General features: G+C 74.0%; 15 protein-coding genes. 14 read left to right on the plus strand and 1 reads right to left on the minus strand.

What is annotated here, in order from left to right; genetic code table 11:
- Nucleotides 1-55 precede the first annotated feature (55 nt).
- The 12 genes from ME121_RS18670 (at nt 56) to ME121_RS18725 (ending at nt 14,040) form a co-directional block, all read left to right on the plus strand.
- Complete coding sequence (locus tag ME121_RS18670) at nt 56-469, plus strand: MerR family transcriptional regulator (RefSeq protein ID WP_043075225.1); 414 nt, start codon at nt 56-58, stop codon at nt 467-469.
- A gap of 862 nt (nt 470-1,331) precedes the next feature.
- Nucleotides 1,332-2,240: a GGDEF domain-containing protein gene (locus ME121_RS18675; protein ID WP_059409433.1), complete on the plus strand. Its 909-nt coding sequence runs from the start codon at nt 1,332-1,334 to the stop codon at nt 2,238-2,240.
- Nucleotides 2,241-2,452: 212 nt separating this feature from the next.
- Complete coding sequence (locus tag ME121_RS18680; RefSeq protein ID WP_089231498.1) at nt 2,453-2,719, plus strand: hypothetical protein; 267 nt, start codon at nt 2,453-2,455, stop codon at nt 2,717-2,719.
- A 1,332-nt stretch (nt 2,720-4,051) separates the two neighbouring features.
- Nucleotides 4,052-5,008, plus strand: coding sequence for a hypothetical protein (locus ME121_RS18690; RefSeq protein WP_024828388.1), 957 nt, complete (start codon nt 4,052-4,054; stop codon nt 5,006-5,008).
- A gap of 99 nt (nt 5,009-5,107) precedes the next feature.
- Nucleotides 5,108-5,890 (plus strand): metallophosphoesterase, encoded by a 783-nt coding sequence (locus tag ME121_RS18695; protein WP_059409434.1) that lies wholly within the window; start codon nt 5,108-5,110, stop codon nt 5,888-5,890.
- A 42-nt stretch (nt 5,891-5,932) separates the two neighbouring features.
- The gene (locus ME121_RS33810; RefSeq protein ID WP_245337837.1) at nt 5,933-7,681 is read left to right on the plus strand and encodes an AAA family ATPase; all 1,749 of its coding nucleotides are present in this window, start codon (nt 5,933-5,935) and stop codon (nt 7,679-7,681) included.
- Nucleotides 7,678-8,682, plus strand: coding sequence for a metallophosphoesterase family protein (locus ME121_RS18705; protein WP_089231468.1), 1,005 nt, complete (start codon nt 7,678-7,680; stop codon nt 8,680-8,682). Before ME121_RS33810 ends, ME121_RS18705 begins: the two co-directional genes overlap by 4 nt.
- Before the next feature lie 52 nt (nt 8,683-8,734).
- On the plus strand, nt 8,735-9,184 hold the full coding sequence (locus ME121_RS18710; RefSeq protein WP_143739280.1) for a hypothetical protein: 450 nt from the start codon (nt 8,735-8,737) through the stop codon (nt 9,182-9,184).
- Nucleotides 9,130-11,223, plus strand: a complete 2,094-nt coding sequence (locus ME121_RS18715) for an AAA family ATPase (protein ID WP_059409436.1) — start codon at nt 9,130-9,132, stop codon at nt 11,221-11,223. The genes ME121_RS18710 and ME121_RS18715 overlap by 55 nt, the downstream gene beginning before the upstream one ends.
- Nucleotides 11,224-11,694: 471 nt before the next feature.
- Nucleotides 11,695-12,579, plus strand: coding sequence for a hypothetical protein (locus ME121_RS18720; RefSeq protein WP_143739278.1), 885 nt, complete (start codon nt 11,695-11,697; stop codon nt 12,577-12,579).
- Between the two features lie 367 nt (nt 12,580-12,946).
- Nucleotides 12,947-13,084, plus strand: coding sequence for a hypothetical protein (locus ME121_RS33815; protein WP_159392782.1), 138 nt, complete (start codon nt 12,947-12,949; stop codon nt 13,082-13,084).
- Between the two features lie 41 nt (nt 13,085-13,125).
- A complete protein-coding gene (locus ME121_RS18725; protein WP_089231466.1) occupies nt 13,126-14,040 on the plus strand; it encodes a 3'-5' exonuclease in 915 nt (304 codons plus the stop codon).
- A gap of 307 nt (nt 14,041-14,347) precedes the next feature.
- Here the strand turns inward: ME121_RS18725 and ME121_RS18730 are convergent, their stop codons facing one another.
- Entirely contained in the window at nt 14,348-14,551 is a 204-nt protein-coding gene (locus tag ME121_RS18730; protein WP_089231464.1) for a hypothetical protein, read from the minus strand.
- 780 nt (nt 14,552-15,331) lie between these two features.
- On the opposite strand from ME121_RS18730, the gene ME121_RS18735 reads away from it, so the two are divergent.
- Complete coding sequence (locus ME121_RS18735; RefSeq protein ID WP_024828379.1) at nt 15,332-16,381, plus strand: DNA-processing protein DprA; 1,050 nt, start codon at nt 15,332-15,334, stop codon at nt 16,379-16,381.
- A 232-nt stretch (nt 16,382-16,613) separates the two neighbouring features.
- Nucleotides 16,614-17,849, plus strand: a complete 1,236-nt coding sequence (locus tag ME121_RS18740) for an HAD-IA family hydrolase (protein WP_179240007.1) — start codon at nt 16,614-16,616, stop codon at nt 17,847-17,849.
- Nucleotides 17,850-18,137 lie beyond the last annotated feature (288 nt).

The following is an 18,137-nucleotide window of genomic DNA, read 5'->3' on the forward strand; positions in this document are numbered from 1 at the left end:
GTGACTCGCCTTCGGCCCTCACCTACTTCTTATAGCCACTAAAGGTTCAAGGGCCATGGCAGAGATATCGATCGGCGAGCTGGCGCGGCGCTCAGGGGTAAAGGTGCCGACGATCCGCTATTACGAAGGCGTCGGCTTGCTGCGCGTCCCGGCGCGCACGGGTGGACTGCAGCGCCGCTACGACGCCGCCGCAGTGGCGCGGCTCCACTTCATCCGGCACGCGCGCGAGCTTGGGTTCGAGGTGGCCGCGGTGCGCGAACTGCTGGCGTTGAGTGAGCAGCCGGACCGCCCGTGCGCGGAGGTCGACGGCATCGCCCGCCGTCACGTCGAGGACATCGACCGGCGCATCGCCCGACTCGTGGCCCTCCGACGCGAGCTGCGGCGCGCCCTGGATACCTGTGGCCGAGGGCGGGTCGGCGACTGCCGGGTGATCGAGGCGCTCGCGGATATGGAGCAACCTGCCGAGTAGCGGGCGGTCCGTCCCCGGTGTGATCCAAGCCGCGGCCCGTATGCCCGGGGAGGAGCGCCCCGCAAGAGTGGCGGGGGCGGGTCACGCCTGTCCGCCCGTCGTCGGGGATCGGGAGGGGCGGCCGCCGTCGAACGGTCCGTTGGCCGTTGGGCCCGCTTCGGTCACCCGGACGGCGCGCCCGCCCCGTCGACGCTCGCTCGATACAAGTCCCCCCGCGGCGGCGACACTGGGCGCCGCCGGGCCGGCTGACGAGATGCGGCCGTCGTTCGCTCCAGTCCCGGAACGGGCGGCGGGGCAGGTGGCTCCGTCCGGCCGGCTCGGCCTCGATGACGAACCCAGTCGCCCGCCGTGGGGCGTGGCCACCGTGCCGGCCTCATCGCCCGGCGTGATCAGCCACCGCGCGACCAGGGCGTCGGCGATGTCGACGCCGAGCCATCCGGTGGGGTGATCGTAGCGGGTGCGGGCTTCGCGCAAGGCCGGATCCATCCTCGGGGTCGCCCCCCCCGCAGCGCCGCGATCGGCGCGCCGGGATTCGCCATCGCCATCATCGCCTCCGGCCTGCGGAATACATCCGCCGAGACGCTGCGAAAGCAGCGTCATCGAACCTGATAGGCCTCGGTCGGGTGAAGCCCGCGAGTGGCGTCATTGATCCGGCGGCGTCCGCGGGACGACGGCCAAGGGCCATTGGTCGGGACCCGAACCCGACGGGACCGAAGGGATGCCGAATCCAGGCGGCGTCCGTCGTTCCGGCGAACGGGACCGCGGACTGTCGCCGGCGCCAGCCGCCCAGGACAACCTTAAGGAATCGCATGGCAATCTCGTGGCGCGGCGCTTGGCCCCGCGACCGATGGGAGGGAAGGCGATGCTGTCGCGGGGCAGGTTGCCGGACCGGCGTCCGATCATCCCACCGAGGGAATACCCGCTGGCGGCGTCGTGGGCGGTGCTGACCGCGGCCGGCCTCGCGCTCGCCACCATCGACCGCATGGTTCCTGGGATCGGCATGGGGCCCGCCTACATCCCGCTGATCGTCCTGGCGGGCTGGCGGCTCGGACCTGCGGTCGCCTGTGGCGTCGCCTTGGCCGCCGCTTTGCTGAACGTGTTGCCCGCCTTGCCCGAGGAAGCGGCACTGCCTCCGGCGGTCGCGGTCGCCCGGGCCTTCCTCCGCCTCGGCACCTATGCCTTCGTGGTCTTCGCCACCTGCACCTTGCGGCGCGCCTACGACCGCGAGCGGGAGGCCGCCCGCCAGGACGCGTTGACAGGCGCCCTGAACCGGATCGCGTTCGAGGATCACGCGCAGGCCGTCCTGTCGACGCGGCGCGGCGGGCGCCACGTCGTGGTGATGGCCGACCTGGACGGCTTCAAGGCGCTGAACGACCGGGAAGGCCATGCCGCCGGGGACGAGGTTCTGCGCCGGGTCGTTGCCGCGGCAGGGGCAACCCTCTCCCACGGGGAGCGGATCGCTCGGCTTGGAGGGGACGAGTTCGCTTTCCTGCTGCAGGCCGAGACGGACGCCGTGGCGGCAGTCCGGGCGGAGGCGTTGCACCAAAGCCTCGTGCATGCGCTCGCCGGCCGCGGCGTCGGCGCGAGCATGGGGGCGATCGTCCTGGCGGCCGGCTCGGGCGAGAGCCTCGCCGCGGCGCTACGTGCGTCCGACGCGCTGATGTACGCCGCCAAGGCCGGGGGCAAGGGGGGCCTGCGCCTCGGCAGCTTGCCGCCGACGGTGCGGGCCTCCCCCGAACCGGATGCCGCCGCGATCCCGATGGTTGCCTGACGTGCGAGCCGGCGCGGCAGGGCCCGCCGCCACTCGCGGGAACGGCTCGATGCCGCCGGCGATCCTCGCGGCCGACCTGACGATCCGGACCTCACGCATGATGCCCGCGGGCTGGGCGGTCGGCGCGCCCGCCGGTCGGCATGCATCGCGACCGTGATCGCATTGTCGCAGTGGATCGGGTAAGGGGTGCGGGCAGGTCGATGGAGATGCCTTTGGCCAAGGACGAAAGGAGCACGCTTCCCGGGCCGATGCCAGACCATGAGGATGCGGTGAAGGCGGAGGTCGAGCAGGTCAGCGCGAAGATCGACAAGGCCTTCCGCAAGCTCGCCAAGAAGATGCGCGAGCGTGCCGACAAGGCGAAAGCGAAGGCGGATGGGACGCGCAAGCCGGAGAGGCGCGCCGTCCTGCTCCGACGTTGCGAGCTATACGCAGACGCGGCGACGCACATCGAAGGACGATTCTCTGGTGGCGAGGGTTAGCGTCCCGGCCTGAAGCTCGATGCCGGCCGATTCACGTCACCGTTCCGCCGGGGCACCGGTTCGCGCCCCGGCTCCGTCGCCCGGGCCCGATGCTGATCAGTCGGGATCGGCCGGGCATGGGGCGTCTGCCGGGTACGACGGCTTGCTTCCAACCCTGCGGGGGCGCCCGCATGCTGGCCATCCGGGGTGAACCAAAGTATAGAGTTCGCCTGATATGCGCCCATGTACGGGCGCACAGGATCCGAGACTACATACGAGGTGTGCTGGCCGTCGGGCGACAAGTCATGCGTCGGCGTGCCGTGTGGCGATGCAATGTCGCGGTGAGGCCTCTTGAGGGGCATCCGGCCGACGCCGCGCTGAAACTCCGAAGGTTTGCTGTGGTGGATGATGTCGATCCGTCCCCGGCCTCCCGGGCCGGCGGTCAGGAGCAAGCTTCCCCAGAAGGGCGGTACTGCGTCAGGCGTCTCGACGCGCGGGGTAGGACGATCCAGACCCACGACATCGTTGCCATGGATGGCGACGAGGCTGTGGAGTTGGCACACGCGCTCAGCGGAACGGGCAGGGCGCAGCTCTGGCACGGGGACAAACTCATCCACGAGATCGAGCCGTTCGCGTTCAGGCGCCGGCCGGGCGTTACGTGAGCGTGGAGCCGCCCGCCGCGCCCCGAAACGTCCCGCGCGCCGCGCGGGCGTTCGCCCCCGGCCGATGCCGTCATCGGGGCATGCGCCTCGGTGCGGTTGCCCGGGCCTGCCCGGAAGGGCCAAGTGTCCACGAGGCGGCCGTCCCGAGGCCGGCTTCGGGACGGCCGCGTCACCGGTCGGGTCACGGCAATGGCACGACCGACGCACTCCGCCGCCTCCGGTGCAAGCCACGCGCTGCGTGACCCGGCCCCCCGGACGCGGGAGCCGGGGCGCCGTTTCGCGGGGCGTCACGGCCATTCACCGAATGGCTCGGTGCGCGGGCGTCGCGGCTCGCCCTCCCGCTATCGCCGCGCGGGCGACGAAGCCAATGCGGCGTGAAGGCGGACCGGACCCACGATCAGGATCGACTGTTCCGACGGGAAAATATTTGTCGATATCCCCGCAATCAACAGATGTTTTGCCCGGTAAAGTCTAGACATCGAAGCGCTTCTGCTGTAGTGGACGCTTCTCCCGGTGAGACGTGCAGGTGCGCGCCCGGGCCATCCATAATCCCCTGACCTCGACCATCGCCTTGTCCGCGGCGGCGCGTCGTCGTTCCCCGAACCAGCCGCGCCTCGGCGCGGCCCGGCCAGCGATGTGCCGCCGATGGCGTCCATCCCGGACGTCGTCCCGGCGTGCTTGGAGTTCCACCATGCTGATCGCCTTCTCCGGCGCCTCGGGGCGCACGGACGCGTCACACGCGTCCCTCCTCGCCGCGCACGCGGCCACCGTCGCGGACGGCGCGGCGACCCTGCTGGCGTCCGAGCGCGTCGCCGTGCCGGGATCGCGCACCGGCCTGCGCCACGTCCGCTTCCGGGAGACGGCGTCCGCGGGCGAGGTCGCCCGGGCGGCGGAAGCGTGTTTGCGGGACGGCGGACCCGTCTTCGTCGACCTGCCGTCGAGGCACCTGCGCGCGGGAGCGGTCCGCGCGTTGCTGGACGCATCCGTCCTCGTGGTCGGCCCGCACGCCGCGGACGAGCGCGAGGCCGCCGCATGGCGCGCCGCACACACGACCCCGGTACCGACGTGGTATCTCGGCTGCCGACGCGCCGGCGGCGCGCCGGCGGCGGCGCGGTTCGCGGCCGCGATGGCGCTCCTCGATCCCGACGGACCGACGCTTCCCTGCGCGGTGCCGCCGCTGGGTCGGGGCGAGGCCTCCGGCCTGGCCGACGGGACCCCCGGAGGGCATGCCCTGCGGGTCGCGCTGACGCTGCTGGGCGCCGTTCGGCGGGCCACGGGGGCTCCCGGGCGGAACCTGCCGCCCGAAGCCCGCGAGGACGAGGCGAGGCGCATCGGCGAGGCCGCAGACGTCCGGTCGCTGCCCGAGAGGCTGCGCGACCTCGCCGACGACGTCGAGGCGGCGGAGGCCGGGCTCAAGCCGACCGCCGACGACCTCGCCGGCGCGCCCGTGCTCGACGGCTGGTCGTGCGACGCCGTCTTCGCCCCGGTGCTCAAGGGACGGGTCACCGGCCACCCCGGCATCGCCGAGGGGCACCGGGTGCGGACCAGCGAGGTCTACCTCACGGATCGCGCGACGTTCGCCCGGACGCTGTCGCGCTGGTACGTCCTGCGCACGCCGGCCGGCGATTCCGCGGGTGCCGTGCACTAGGTCGGCGCGGCCTCCCCGGGCCCCCGGTCCAAGTCCCAGTTCCAAGCCCAGTCCAGCCGAGCCGAGCCGCACGCGGCGTCGGCCGACGGAGTCTTGCGCATGCGCCTCTGGATCCTGTCCGACCTGCACCGCGACGTGGGCGTCCCGTGGACGCCTGAGGCCATTCCTGAGGCCGATGTCGCCGTCGTCGCGGGCGACGTCGGCGAGGGGATCGAGACCTCGCTCGATTGGCTCGCGCGCACGATTCGCCCGCACATGCGCGTGGTCTTCGTGGCGGGAAACCACGAATACTACCGGTCGTGCCGTCCCGACGCCCTGGCGGCCGGGCGGATCGCGGCGGCGCGGTCCGGCGTCGACTTCCTGGAGGACGAGGCCACCTGGATCGGCGACGTCGCGTTCGCCGGGTGCACGCTCTGGACCGATTACCGGCTGGACGGGGACGGGCGGGTGGCGTCCTCGATGGACGACGCCCGGCGGATGCTCGCCGATCACCGCCGGATCGACCGGGCGCGCCGCCCGGCGGCCATGCCGTTCCGGCCCGAGGACGCCGCCGCGGTCCACCGCGCCAGCCGCGCCCGGCTGGAGTCGCTCGCCCTCGACCGTGCGTGGACGCTTGCCCGGTCCCGGGTCGTCGTCACCCACCACGCCCCGGCCGCGGCCTCCCTCGACCCGGCGTTCGCGGGCCGGCCGCTGAACCCGGCCTTCGCCTCGCGCCTGGAGGGGACGATCGGTCGCCTGGGGGCTGCCGTCTGGGTCCACGGGCACGTCCACGCCAGCCGCGACCACGTGGTCGGTCGGACCCGGGTTGTCTGCAACCCCAAGGGGTACGGCCGCGAGAACCGGGCCTTCGACCCGGCGCTGGTCCTCGACGCCACGACCTGAGAGGCCGCGGCCCGTCCCGTCGAAGCCATTTGGAGAATGCCCGTGAAGGACGTGACCCCGGCCATCGCGCGCGCCATCGTCCTGCGGCACCTGCCCCGGGCCCTGCGCGCCGGCCTCGACGCGGACGCCACGGACGGTCCGCTCCCGGCGCAGCTCGCCGCGGACGCCGAGGCGGCCACGCCCGGGCTGGGCGCCGGCGTGACGGCGTGGCTTCGCGAGAACGTCGGGCCGTGTCCCGGGCTGGATGTCACCCCGGCGGACGGTGCCGCGGGGCCGGGGGAGGCCGACGGTTGCGGCCTCGCCGCCCTCGACCGGGCGGCCGCACTCGGGGACGACCCCACCCTCCGGGAGATCGCCGACGCCCTCGTCCTGCTCGGCGCCTTCGAGCGCGTCGCGGAGCACGCCGGGCGCGCCGCGGCCGCGGCCTGGTCGTACCTCGATCGGCTCCCGGAGGTCGGGGCGCAGCTCCACCGGCTTGCGCCCGTACCCGCAGGCGCCCAGGCCGGCGGGAACGCCGCGCGCGCGCCGTGGCCGCACCTCGACCCACTCGGGAGGCCGGCGGCGGCGCCCGACGGCGCGACCCAGGCGACCGACGAGGCCGGGGCGTCCTGGCGCGCGGCGCTCGAATCGGCGTTCGCGGACATCTGCCAGGACGCGCGCCTTCTCGCCGTCGGCCTCTCGGCCGTCGCGACGGGCCGGTCCCGCGGCCTCTGGACCACGGGCACGCTCGCGCAGGTCGCGGCGGTCGTCGGGCAGGCCGTCGCGCAACCCCTGACGGTCGCCGCCGAGCGGGACGGACGCCGGGACGGCGAGGCGCGCGCCCAATCCGAGATCGCCGACCTGCGGGACATGGTGCGCGCCTACCGGGACGAGGCGGACCGCCGGCAGGACGGCGGGGCCGCCGCGGTCGCCGACGTCCCCGCAGGCCACGTCCTGGTCTGCCCCCACCTGAATCGGACGGGCCACAGCAAGGCCAAGGAGGTGGCGCGCGGCTACGAGAATGCGATCGGCACGGCGCTGCCGCTGGTCCCGACCCCTGACCTCGCCGGCGTGCGCCGTGCCCTCCTGGAGGAGTTCCCGCACGCCGTCGCGGCGGTGGACGCCACGCTCGGCGCGTTCGCGGCGCGTCCGCACGTCCACGCCCCGCCGATGGTCATCGCGGGGCCGCCCGGGTCCGGCAAGTCGCGGTTCGTCCGGCGGCTGGGCGAGTCGCTCGGCGTCGGGGTCTATCGCGTGGACGGCGCGAACGACGCTGGAGGCTCCTTCGGCGGCACCGAGCGGCGCTGGTACTCGTCCGAGCCCTGCCGGCCGTTCATGGCCGTCGCACGGCATGCCCAGGCCAACCCCATCGTGATGGTCGACGAGGTCGACAAGGCGGCGACGCGGACCGATCATGGGCGGCTCTGGGATTCCATGCTCCAGGCTCTCGACCCGGAGAACGCCGCCCGCTTCCCGGACCCTTGCCTGCAGGTCGAGCTCGACCTCTCGTGGGTCACCGTCATCTGCACCGCCAACGCGCCTGCCGTCCTGCCGGCGCCCCTGCTGGACCGGATGCGGGTCGTCCGGTTCCCGGAGGCACGCGCCGACCACCTCGACGCCCTGCTCCCGGGCATCCTCGCCGGGGTCGCCATGGAGGCGGGGTTCGACCCGCGATTCCACTTGCCCCTCGACGCGGTCGAGCGCGCCGCGTTGCGGGCGCGCTGGCGCGGCGGCTCGTTGCGGCGCTTGCGCCGGGCGGTCGAGGCGATCCTGCGCGTGCGGGATCGCGCGCTGGCCCGGAGCCCGCAATGAACACCCGCCCGAGCGCCGACGGGACGAGGACGCCCGTCCGGGCGGAGCCGGGCGTGCGCTGGCTCGCCCCGGCCGCGATGGCCGGGATCCTGGCGCACGCGCGGGCCGCGGAGCGGGTCTCGCCGCGCCCCGCCTTCTGGGTGCTGTCGGACCTGCGCGTCGACCTCCGCCCGGACCTCGCGTTCCCGGAGCCGCTGCCCGCCTTCGACGCGATGCTGGTCGCGGGCAACGTCGGCCCGGGCCTCTCCGCGTCCCTGATATGGCTCGCCCGGGCGCTCGACGGCCGGCAAGGCCGTCGGCCGGTCTGCGTCGTGCCCGGCAACGTCGAATACCGATCCGGGACGCCGATGGCCGAGGCGCTTGCCCGGGGTCGCGAGCTCGCCGCCGATCTCGGCATCGTCCTGCTCTCCGACGACGCGTTCCGGTTCGGGCCCGCCCACGGCGACGGGACCGTCGTGGTCGGCGCCACCCTGTGGACGGACTGGCAGCTGGGCGCGTCGTCGGGCCGGCCCCCGGCGCGCGTCGCGGCCCGCACGGCCTGGGAGGAGGCCGGGCGCATCGAGCTCCGCCGCGGACGCCCCCTGACGCCCCTGGACACCCTCGCGATGCATGCGCGCAGCCGCGCCTTCATCGAGGACGCGCTGACGAGCGCGGCGATCGGCTCCCTGGGCCTCCCGCCCGGCCCGAACGCGTGCGTCGACACCGCGCTGCCGGGCGACGCGGCCGTCGTCGTGACGTGCCACGCGCCGACCCCGCGCTCGCTCCCCGTCGACTGGGAGGGATGGCACGCCGACCCCTGGCTGCCGGCGTCCCTAGCGTCGGAGGCCGCCGCCGCCATGGCGGCCTGGGGGGCCCCGTCGCTGTGGGTACACGGCAACGTGCCGGCGGCCGCCGACCATCGGGTCGCCAAGACGCGCGTGGTGGCCAACCCGCGGACCGGCGGCCGCGGCCACGCGATGGCGGCGCACGCCTTCGACCCGACCCTCGTCGTGACGGCCTGAGGCGCCGCCACGATCCCGAACACCGGAGCTGGGAATGGGAGCGCACATGGACATGTCGAGAGCACGCGGCCCGCGCTTGGCGCGTCGGGGCGGGACGATGCCGCCGCGCGGCTGCCCGCTGACCCTGTGGCGGACCCGGGCGCCGTCCGAGATCGCCAAGTCCGACGTGACGGCCCTGGCGGGCGCTGTCGCCGCGACCGCGATCCTGCACGAGCGCCGCTGGCCCGCGGCCCGGGCCGGCGATCCCGCCGCGGCCGCCGCCGTCGCCATCGACCGGATCCGCCACCACGGTCCCGAGGGCCCGCTCGCCGACCTGGTGATGGGGAACCTTCTCGTCCTGGCGCACCGGGACGGCGACCCGACCGCGGGCGTCGTGCTGTCGCACGCGCTGCGCGCCCTGTCGCGGTCGCGCCCCGGCCACGGCGAGTTGGCCCGGATCGCGCGGGCGTGGACCGCGCGGTCTGGACGCGCGGCGCGGCCCCGCCGCGGGAGGCGCGCGTGACGGCCGGGGCGGGTCCGACCCGCGCCGCGTCCGCGATCCCGCGCCGCGAGGCGACGGCGCGCGCGTTCCTCGCCCTCCTGGTCGAGGACGGCCGTCCGGCGGCGAGCTTCGACGAGGCGGTCGACGCACTCCTCGACGGCCCCCGGCGCCCGAGCGCCGACCTCGCCGGCGCGGCCGTCGCCCTCGGCCGCGCGGTGGACGCCGTCGGCGGGGTCGGCGCGCTTCCCCGGCTCGGCCCCGCGATCCTGCTGGTGTCCGTGCCGGCCATGGAATGGGTCGAGCCGGTCGCCTCCGCGTCCGCGCTGTGCCTCGTCGACCCGGGGCGGCGGTTCCCGCGCGGCGACGGCCGTGCGGGAACCGCCCTGATCGTGCAGGCCGACGGCTCGTCGTCGGGGCACCAGCCGGACAGGCGAAACGGCGAGGTCCGGCAGGCGCTCCAGGACGGCGCCGTCGTGATCGGGGTCTCGCAGGATCCTGCGCGGCTGCTGCCGGGCGACCTGGTGCGCGGCGCCGAGCTCCGGATCGAGGTGGAGGCCCTCGACCCGACCGAGGTCGCCCTCGTCGTCGAGGCGGTGACGGGCGCGGCGCCGCGGTCGCGCCTGTCCGCCGCCGGGGCCGCGCTCTGCGATCCCGGGGACCTGAGCCTGGCCGTGCACGCCGCGCGCGGCGGCGAAGGCTCCGCGAGCAGGCTCGCCGCGATCGTGTCCGCCAAGGTCGGGACCGACCGGGGCGGACCGGGGCTGGAGGAGCTGCACGGCTACGGCGCCGCCCGCGACTGGGGCCTTTCCCTCGTCCTCGACCTGAGGGCGTGGCTCGCCGGCGGGCCGGCTGCGCCGCGGTGGGCCGACCTCGAATCCGCGGCCCTGCTGTCCGGTCCCCCGGGCGTGGGCAAGACGGCCTTCGCGGCGGCGCTGGCCCGCAGCGCCGGACTCCCCCTGATCGCGGGCTCGCTCGCGCAATGGCAGGCGGCCCGCGACGGCCACCTCGGCCACACCCTGGGCGCGATGCGCGCGTTCTTCGACCGCGCCCGCCGCTCCCCCTGCGTGGCCCTCGTCGACGAGATCGACTCCTTCGGCGACCGCGCGAGCTTTCCCGAGCATAGCCGGGATTACGCCACGCAGGTCGTCAACGCCCTGCTCGAACACCTGGCCGGGGCCGCCTCCCGTGAGGGGGTCGTGGTGGTCGGGACGACCAACCACCCCGGCCGGATCGACCCCGCGATCCTGAGGTCGGGCCGGCTTGAGCGCCACGTCCGGATCCAGCCGCCGGACGCCGTCGACCTGGCCCTCATCCTGCGCGGATACCTCGCCGGCGCCCTGCCGGGCCTCGACCTGCGGCCCCTCGCGGGCCAGATGCTCGGCGCCACCGGCGCCGACGCCGAGGCGGTGGTCCGCCGGGCCCGCGGGGTCGCGCGCCGGGCGGGGCGCGACCTCGACGCGGCGGATCTTGCCGCGGCGGCGGCTGAGGCGTGGCCGCCGTTGCCCGCGAGCGTACGCCGCAGGGTCGCGGTCCACGAGGCGGGGCACGTGCTCGCCGCCGCGACGATCGGGGCGGGGGCGGCGTCGCTGTCGGCCGCGATCGGGGCCGAAGGCGGCGCGGCGTGGATCGGGGCCGGGGAAGGGGCGGGTCCCGTCACCGAGGCGCAGCTCGACGAGCGCCTCGCCATCATGCTGGCGGGCAGGGCCGCGGAGGAGGCCGTGTTCGGCGACGTGACGGCCGGGGCCGCGGAGGACCTCGCGGCGGCGACGCGCCTCGCCGTCGCGATGGAGACCCACCTCGGCTTCTCGCCGCGCACGCCCCTGGTGGCGCTCCCGAAGGCGGCCACGGCCGACCTGCTGCGCGTCCCCGGCGTGGCGGCCGCCGTGCACCTGCGCCTGACGGCGGCCTACGGGCGTGCCTCCGGGGCCGTTCGGGCCCGGCGGGCGGCCTTGGGTCGGCTGGCCGATGCCCTGGATCGCCAGGGCGACATCGGCGACGCGGCGATCAGAAAGATAATCCGGGGCTCGCGCCGCCGGGGCGAGCCGGACGCCGACAGGTGAGCCGTGGCGCCTGTGGACAATGTCGTCGATCCACGATCGCGGCGCCCCCGGCCGCGGTCGAATACACGGCGTTTCCGCGATCGAGTGCGCTGGACTGAAATAGTCTCGTCTTCGATCTGCGAGCAAACAGCGAAATCGACTGCGGCGATAGTCGATCCTGATCCCAAGTTGATCCAAGTGTCGCGTGCAGTAGAGCGGCGATCGGTGCGGGAGGGTTCTCAAAACGAGTCAACATGACGAGGCATCGGCGGCGGTGCACCGATCGCCTCACTGAGTTGCTTGGCGCATCGACTGATCGGAGGGCGCGATTGGTGAACATGGCGCTAAGCCCGAAGGGAGAATGACTGCCTTCGCGCTACGGACTCGTGACTCATCTTCGACTGAAGGCGGCCGCGACAGGCGGACAAAAATACCCCCATGGGTATATTGGCATCGTCCCGTTCCGGGGACGCGTTCAAGGAGGGCATGCTTGTGACCAAGATCGCTTTCTTCTCCGACGACGACGCGGGCGCGCTGTGCGGCCGCATGCTCTGCCTCGGGTTGTCCGCCTTGCACGGCGACACCACCCTCGCCCTCGCCGGGGCGGCCCCCGCGGCCGGGGGCGCCGGGGCGCCCGGGGGGACGTCGGTCGTCGCCCTCGCCCCGAACGCGAATGCGTTCGAGGTCGAGCGGGCGGCGCGCGCGGCGACCTCGCTTGGCGGCGACTTCGTCGCCGCGCTGCCCCTGACCAGTGTGCGCGACCGCGCCTTGCGGAATCAGTTCGATGCCGTGGTCACGGTCGGCTTCCAGGAAGCCTCCGCCTCCCGGGCGCTGAGGGCGGCGCGGTATCTCGCCGCGGAGGACGCCGGGGCCTTCGCCGCGGCGCCCCCGGCCTGGTTCCTGGCGGGGCCGGGGCAGTCGGAACTCCGGACCCGGGCGCAGCTGGCCTCGGCCGTGGGGCCGCGCCTGCCGTTCGCGACCCGGGCGCTGCCGATGGCGCTGCCCTGGCTGTCGCCGGCCGAGCGTCGTCGCCTCGCCGCCTGGGAGGCGGACGCGACTGTCATCCGCACGGGCATGCTCCTCGCCGCCTTGGCGCTCTGCGTCGCGGCCGATCCCGGGGCGAGGCGGCTGGAGGCCGCCGACCTCGCGACGCTGATGGCCGCGCGGACGCTGCCCGCCGAGCTGGCGTTGTCCGACCGGCTCGTCGGACTGGCCAACGCCTATGAGGAGCTCGACGCCGCCGTCGAGGCGATGGGTTGGCCGCGCCATGCCGCGTGCGCGCCTGGCCGGCGTGCGCTGCCCGCGCGGGTCGGCGCGACGCATGCCCGTCGGAGCTCGGACGGCGAGCCGGCCGGCATCATGCCGCGCCGGGCCTGACGTGGTCCGACGCCTGTCGCCGAGTTCGCCCGGGTGCGTCGGCGCCAGCCCGGGCGCCCGTCCCATCAAGCCCCCGGCCGTTCCCGATGCGGGGACGGCCGCCGTTCCGGACCCCGCTGCGACACGCCGCCGGGCGCGGGCCGGCCCTTGCACCGAGGAGCGTAGAATGAGCGCACGGACATCCTTGTCATGCCCCCCGCGAAAGCCGTCCCGGCCCGAGACCGGCGCCGGGGAGGGAGCGGGCTGCCGCCGTGCGCGGGGACCGAGCGGGACGAGCGCCAGGCGTGCGGTCCCCGTGCGCGGCCGCGGGTTCCTCGCCGTGCCTCGGAGGGCGGCGTCTGGCCGCCGGCCGGACGATCTTTTCCGCGTGCCCTACGAGATCGAGCTGGATCCCGGCTTCGACGCGCGCGACGACCTCGCACACGGCCTCGACGGCTTGCCGTCGCCCGGCGGGCGCGGTTCTTCGAGGCGAGGCTGGGACGACCTTGACCCGAACGCCGACTGAGGCGCCGCGGTGGGCCGGCCCGTAACGACGAGGGAGACGACATGCAGACCTGCCCGGCGTCCGCGCCCGATCCCGAACCCGCGCCGACCCCGCGTCCCGCGTCCACGCGCGTCGCCGACGCCGCCCGCCCGGTCCGGCCCCGACCGGTCGATGGGGCCGCCCCACACGACGCCCTGCTGGCCCTCGACATCGAGACCGTCCCCGACGCCGCCTTGGTGCCCCCGGACTGGCCTCCCGACCGTTTCCCGAAGAACGCTTGGCACCGGATCGTGGCGATCTCGTTCGTCACCGCGGACATCCTGCGCGAGCCCGGCGGGCGGGAATCGTACGCGGTGACGGCGTGCCGCAGCGGCGGGGAGGGGGATTGGGACGAGGCGCGCCTGCTCCGGGCGTTCTGGAGGTTCTTCGAGGCGCGCCGCTACCGCGTGGTGACATGGAACGGCCGGGCGTTCGACATGCCGACGATCCTGGCGCGGTCGATGATGCACGGCGTCGAGGCGCCCGCCTGGTTCCGCCGCGGGACGCGGTGGGAGGGTTACCGGCATCGGTTCGCCCTGGACTGGCACAACGACCTGATGGACGCGACGTCCGAGCACGGAGCGGCGCAGCGGCTGACCCTCGACGAGGCCGCGGCCTCGATCGGCCTGCCGGGCAAGATGGGCGAGCACGGGTCCCGCGTGTCGGCGATGGTCGCCGCGGGCGAGACCGAGAGGGTCAGGGCGTATTGCGAGACGGACTGCCTGAACCTCTACGCGCTCTACCTGCGCTGGGCTCACCTGTCCGGACGGACGGACGCGACCGGGCACGATCGATCGGTCCTCGACCTCATGGACCACCTCGACCGCGCGCGGGCGGCGAGCCCCCACCTGGGGCGGTTCGTGGACGCTTGGCGGCTCTGTTCCGCTGGTCGTGCGATGGTCGTCCCGGCCCAGGCCGGCTCGAAGACCATCGCTTGAGACGCGGGCGGTGGGTGTCTTGCTGGGACTGGTCCGGATCGGCGGTGGTTCCCTCGACGGCGCCGACAGGGCATCCTGACCGGCCGCCGGCTCGGGCTTCGCGGGCGACGCTGCGGCGTGAGTTGACTGGTCGTCGCCAAGGCTGACGATCCTGTCTCGCCCGGTAAGCCCGGTACGGATGCCTTCACCCGGAGAAACAAACGCGCGCCCCTGACGTGGCCGCAAGCTAAGCCGGCACGCTGAAGGAAGCAGCCACCCGTTTAGCCGGAACGAAGTGGATCGCGCCGGCAAGGGAGCCGCACACCACTCAACGCCGTTCCGCTTCCAAGATGCTGCGTAGGGCATCGAGGGCGGCATCGCGGCCAGCCTCGGTCCTGAGGCCGCGCCATAGGCGCATGCACTCGTTGTCGGCCCACAACCGCCGGGGCACCGTCCCGGAAATCAAATCCTGTACGGGGACGCCCAGCAGGCTGGCGATCATTTGCAGGCGGGAGTGGATCGTCTCGCGCATTTCCGGCATCGTCTAGCTCCGCCTATCCTGCCGAACCAGAGAGCTGCATCAGCATACCCAGCTCCACTTGCGATTGAAAGCCGCGTCGCGATCATGCTTGGGTCAGCTAGATCGTCGCGAGCCGGCCCATCTGGGTTTGGCGCCTCGATATACGCGACGGGGTCATGGGGCCGGACCATCCGCGCCTGCCTTGACCGGCCCGGTTTGACCGGTCGATCCATTCCCTTATCGAGGTGGACGGTGTGCAGTCCGCTTTGCCAGGCTCGAAGTCTGCCCGGTTCGAAGTCTGGCGGGCGTCGGCGGATCGCGTCCCGACGTGCGCGAAGCCGAATCGAGCCAGGCTAGGCAGCCTGCGATGTATCCGAGATCGCTCTGATCGCCCGAGCGTTTTGTGGGCTGGCCCCGCGCCTTGCGTCGCGGCGATCCGCCGGGACCATGTCATCGACGGGGCCTTGCAGTTCACGATTGAGGATGGCTCGCCTTTCGAAGGACTGGGACGCGCTGGCCGCCGACGCGAGGGTCTTGGCGGCCCTGGCGGCCATCCAGGTCGATGCCACCGGCCCGTGACCTCAATCCCTGCGGTCCGGGCGAAAGGGTCGAGACCCGCCCGGACACCGCTCGCGGCGCGCGCCGGGTTCGGCCTGAGCGACGGACGCGACGGACGAGCGCGACGCCGAGCCGCGGCGGAGGAGTCGTTCACGACGCCGTGGTACGATGCGCGCCGGATTCGGCGGGCGCCGACGCCCGCGCGTCGGCGACGGACAGGGGTAAGTGCCGCTCATGAGGGACATCGACACGAAGAGCCCCGCCGGCATCGTCGCGCTGATGTCCCTGCGCGGCCTCGGACCGACGGGCGCGGAGCGCCTCGCCGAGCGCTTCGGCACGTTGGGCGAGGTCTTCGACGCCGAGCCGCGGGGACTGCGTGGCATCGTCACGGCGGCGGCCGCGGCGTCGCTCCGGGACGCGGACGCCGTCGCGGATGCGCTCGCCAGGGCGGCCCGGACCCTGGATCAGGCCGACCGGCTCGGTGTACGCGTGCTCTCGGTCCACGACGGGGATTATCCCGCGGCGCTCCGGGACCTGCAGGACCGACCGCCGATCCTCTACGCGAAGGGTGACCTCCGGGCGATCGAGCGGAGCGTCGCCTGCATCGGCACCAGGGAACCGAGCGAATTCGGCCGGAAGGTCACGGCCGCCATCGTGCGGCGGCTCGTGGAGGCCGGCTGGACGATCGTAAGCGGCCTCGCGATCGGCGTCGACGAGCTCTCCCACGCGACCGCGCTTCGGTCGGGGGGGCGGACCGTGGCCGTGATGGGCGGCGGCCTGGACGGCGTGTATCCCCGGCAGAACGCGAGGCTCGCCGACGAGATCGTGGACGGGGGCGGCGCGCTGCTGAGCGAGCAGGCGTTCGGGATCCCGCCGGCCCCCCGCAACCTCGTGCAGAGGGATCGGCTGCAAAGCGGCCTGTCCGTGGCGACGTTCGTCATGCAGACCGACGTCAAGGGCGGGTCGATGCACACCGTGCGCTTCACCCTCATGCAGGGGCGCCTCCTGTTCGCGCCGGTGCCGCGGGCCCGGCACGCCGAGGAACCCAAGAGCCGGGGCATCCTCGCGCTGACGCAAGTGCCCGGGCGCAGGCTGTCGGCCATGGTCGGGGCCACGGGCGAGTATGCGGAACTGCTCCTCCGGAGGTTCGGCGAGAATGCCGTCGCCATCCCGCTGGAGAGCGGCGACGACTACCCGGCGATGCTCGACGCCATCGAGGGGCGGCTGTCCCCGGCGCGCCCCGGAGGGGAGGGGAGGGCGACGGCCCAGATATCGATGATCTGAGCGGCGTCCCGGCGGGAACCCGGGCCGGCGGCCGAGGGTCGAGGCCGGACCGCCGACGTTGCCGACGTCACGGTACGCCGATAGCCTGGGCGGCGCTTGCACGCCGAGTCGGGCCAAACGTCGTCCGGCGCGTGTCTTGCGGGTGGCGCCAGGCTGCCCGACGGCACGCGACGCGTGGCCGCCGCCCCGGGGCGTGTCCCTGGCGCGGATGGCGGGGGGGCCGGCGGACGCCATGACCAAGACCTTCCTGTTCGACCTCGACATGACCCTCGTCGACACGTCCGCCCTCGCGACGCTGCGCAAGACCCAGCAGTGGCACCTCGTGGCCGCCAACATGCACCTGGTCAGGGCGTTCCGCGCGCTTCCCGGGGGCGTCGCGCCCCACGAGATGCCCGCGGCCCTGTCGATGGCGGGGCACCGCGTCGGGATCGTCACGTCCTCCCCGCGCCCCTACGCCGAGGAGATCACGAGGCTGTTCCGCATCCCCTACGACGTGCTGGTCTGCTACGAGGACACCGCGGACCATAAGCCCGACCCCGCCCCCCTCCTGGAGGCGCTCAGTCGGCTCGGGGTCGCGGCGGGGGCGGACGTCCACTACGTCGGCGACGACGTGGGCGACGTGGAGGCCTCGTACCATGCGGGGATCGTGTCCGTCGGGGTGGGGTGGAGCCCGACGTCGCCCTTCGAGTTCTCGTCGGCCGCCCCCGACATCTTCGTCGGCAGGCCGTCGACCCTCCTGAGGACCGACCGGCTCGGGAGCCTGCCCTACGTCGGCGAGAGCCTCGCGGCGGGCCGGCCGTACTACGGCCATTGGGGGTCCGTCCTACGATGCGACGACGGCCCGGGGGTCTATGCGCTGGGTCGGTACTTCACGACTTCCGACCCGAGGCACGCCGGGAGCCGGCTGTCCGAGGCCGTGCTGAGGCTGAAGGAGGACGATGGGCCCGCCGAGGCGCTCGGCCGCGCCCTCGGCAAGGCGGTCGACCGCCTGGACTGGACCCCCGACATCGTCGTTCCAGTTCCCCCCAAGCCCTCCCAGGCGCGCAACAGGTTCGCCGCGCTGCTCGGCGTCGCCGCGCAGCACATGCCGGACGAGGTGGAGGTCGAGCGCGACGGGCTGCGCTGCACGCGGGAGGTGGAGGGTTACAAGGCGCTCGGGCCCCTCGAACGGCGCGAGGCGGTCAAGGGCGCATTCGAATCCGAGTTCACCTGGGGGCGAGCCAAGATCCTGCTCGTCGACGACGTCTATACGACGGGCGGCACGACCGCCGCGTGCGCGGAGGCGTTGCTCGGCGACGGCGCATCGGAGGTCCGCATCATGGCCCTCGCCAAGGACCAGCGCACGTTCGCGAGGAAGGTCTGCCCGGCATGCGGCCGTACGATGCGCGTCAGGATCAGCGGCGTCGGGGTCAAGTTCTGGGGTTGTTCCGGGTACCCGGACGCGTGCCGCAACACCGAGGACCTGTGAGGACGGTCGAGCGCGTCCCCGGGCCCCTGGACTTTCGGCGATCCCGGCGCGGGCGGTCGGTCCGTCGGGTCCGGACCTCCCTGGGCGGCCTCGTGGTCAGCCGCCACAGGCTGGACGTGGGTGCGGGCGTCATGCGGGGAAAGAGGCCGCATGATCGCGGTGAAGAAGGCCTGCCCGAGGGCCATGCGAAGCGCTCGCGGCTCATCGGCGGGCGCATCGCGGGCGGCGCCGCGGCCGGTCGCTGGGTTTGTCCACAGGTTTGAGCGCAGCCGGGAAGGCCCCTCAGCC

It is taken from the genome of Methylobacterium sp. ME121 (genome assembly GCF_000974725.1).
GTDB classification, from domain to species: domain Bacteria; phylum Pseudomonadota; class Alphaproteobacteria; order Rhizobiales; family Beijerinckiaceae; genus Methylobacterium; species Methylobacterium radiotolerans.

Bases quoted from the DNA above. Each gene is read 5' to 3' on its own strand.
- ME121_RS18670 (WP_043075225.1), top strand. From the start codon at position 56: ATGGCAGAGATATCGATCGGCGAGCTGGCGCGGCGCTCAGGGGTAAAG.
- ME121_RS18675 (WP_059409433.1), top strand. From the start codon at position 1,332: ATGCTGTCGCGGGGCAGGTTGCCGGACCGGCGTCCGATCATCCCACCG.
- ME121_RS18690 (WP_024828388.1), top strand. From the start codon at position 4,052: ATGCTGATCGCCTTCTCCGGCGCCTCGGGGCGCACGGACGCGTCACAC.
- ME121_RS18695 (WP_059409434.1), top strand. From the start codon at position 5,108: ATGCGCCTCTGGATCCTGTCCGACCTGCACCGCGACGTGGGCGTCCCG.
- ME121_RS18705 (WP_089231468.1), top strand. From the start codon at position 7,678: ATGAACACCCGCCCGAGCGCCGACGGGACGAGGACGCCCGTCCGGGCG.
- ME121_RS18710 (WP_143739280.1), top strand. From the start codon at position 8,735: ATGTCGAGAGCACGCGGCCCGCGCTTGGCGCGTCGGGGCGGGACGATG.
- ME121_RS18725 (WP_089231466.1), top strand. From the start codon at position 13,126: ATGCAGACCTGCCCGGCGTCCGCGCCCGATCCCGAACCCGCGCCGACC.
- ME121_RS18730 (WP_089231464.1), bottom strand. From the start codon at position 14,551: ATGCGCGAGACGATCCACTCCCGCCTGCAAATGATCGCCAGCCTGCTG.
- ME121_RS18735 (WP_024828379.1), top strand. From the start codon at position 15,332: ATGAGGGACATCGACACGAAGAGCCCCGCCGGCATCGTCGCGCTGATG.
- ME121_RS18740 (WP_179240007.1), top strand. From the start codon at position 16,614: ATGACCAAGACCTTCCTGTTCGACCTCGACATGACCCTCGTCGACACG.